2 protein-coding genes and 1 pseudogene are annotated in these 1,315 nt (G+C 60.2%); 2 read left to right on the top strand and 1 reads right to left on the bottom strand.

All coding sequences use genetic code 11. From position 1 onward, the window contains the following. A pseudogene (locus AC097P_RS24090) lies at positions 1–213 on the top strand (DNA repair protein RecN); the annotation flags it as partial. A 4-nt stretch (positions 214–217) separates the two neighbouring features. Continuing rightward, a complete protein-coding gene (rapZ, locus tag AC097P_RS24095; RefSeq protein WP_479612954.1) occupies positions 218–1,108 on the top strand; it encodes an RNase adapter RapZ in 891 nt (296 codons plus the stop codon). A 15-nt stretch (positions 1,109–1,123) separates the two neighbouring features. On the opposite strand, the gene AC097P_RS24100 is transcribed toward rapZ, so the two are convergent. After that, positions 1,124–1,315 (bottom strand): NUDIX hydrolase (locus AC097P_RS24100; RefSeq protein WP_479612955.1); only part of this gene is annotated, 192 nt, incomplete at its 5' end.

Consider the following 1,315-nt stretch of genomic DNA (forward strand, 5'->3'; position numbering starts at 1 on the left):
GTACTGGCCGTCACCCACCTGCCCCAGGTCGCATCCACTGCTGACCACCATCTGGTAGTGGCGAAGCAAATGAGTGGCAAAGTAACCTTGAGCACGGTGGCCGCAGTATTGGGCGAGCAGCGTGTCGCGGAAATCGCCCGTATGTTAGGGGGCGAAAAACTCTCCAGCACCACCCTGGCCCATGCCAAGGAAATGCTGCAGTCGGGAGCCTGATCACATGCAGAACAGCGCACAACCCATGGAGATGGTACTCATCACCGGCATGTCAGGCTCGGGAAAATCGGTCGCTCTGCACGCGTTGGAAGACGCTGGTTTTTACTGCGTGGACAACCTTCCGCCCGAACTGCTACTGCCTTTTGTAGAACTGGAACAACAACACCACGCCCGGCGCATCGCCATCGCCATGGATGTGCGCAGCGCCACATCCCTGCCCTTGGTGCCCCACCATCTGGAAACCCTGCGCAGCCGAGGCGTGCACGTGAAGTCGTTGTTTCTGGACTCCGATACCGAGACCCTGGTGCGTCGCTACTCCGAAACGCGGCGCAAGCATCCCCTTTCACAACCCGACCCAGGCAACCGTGCGCAGGATGCACGCCGCGCGTTGGTCGAGGCGATTGAGTTGGAGCGCACGCTGCTGGCCGTGTTGCGCGATCAGGCCCATGTGATCGACTCCAGCATCATCCGCGCAGCCCAGTTGCAGGGTTATGTCAAGGCGCTTATATCTGCGCCCAGCGGGCAACTCACTTTGGTCTTTGAGTCGTTTGCGTTTAAACGGGGGGTGCCTAGCGATGCAGACTATGTGTTTGATGTGCGCATGTTGCCTAACCCGCATTACGAGGCATCGCTGCGCGCACTGACCGGACGGGACAAGCCGGTTGCCGACTTTTTGCTGGAACAGGCCGAGGTGCAGTTGATGCGCAACCACATCACCCAATTCCTGGAAAGCTGGCTCGACGCCTTGGCGCGCGACCACCGAAGTTATGTAACGGTGGCCATTGGGTGCACGGGCGGGCAACATCGTTCAGTCTATCTGGTGGAGCAGCTCAGCCAGCACTTCACGCCCCAATGGGTCACGCTGACACGCCATCGGGAACTCGACGCGCGCTAAAGGCACAGCAAGCACTCAGGCGGCTGCGCCTTGTTGCAAGAGTTTGCGAATGGGAGCGGGCAGCCCCACATCGGGCCAGGCGTCCGCGCGGAGCCATTGACCCGCACCCCACTCCAACGAGGAATCGGGTACGCGCAGTTGCCAGGTATGCAGGTACAGGTCTTTGTGGGTCAAAACATGGGTAAAAACCGGCAGGGCATGCAAGCG

It is taken from the genome of Rhodoferax sp. ZS1R8 (genome assembly GCF_056521325.1).

Coding starts and splice junctions, on each gene's coding strand:
- rapZ (WP_479612954.1), top strand. CDS start 218: ATGCAGAACAGCGCACAACCCATGGAGATGGTACTCATCACCGGCATG.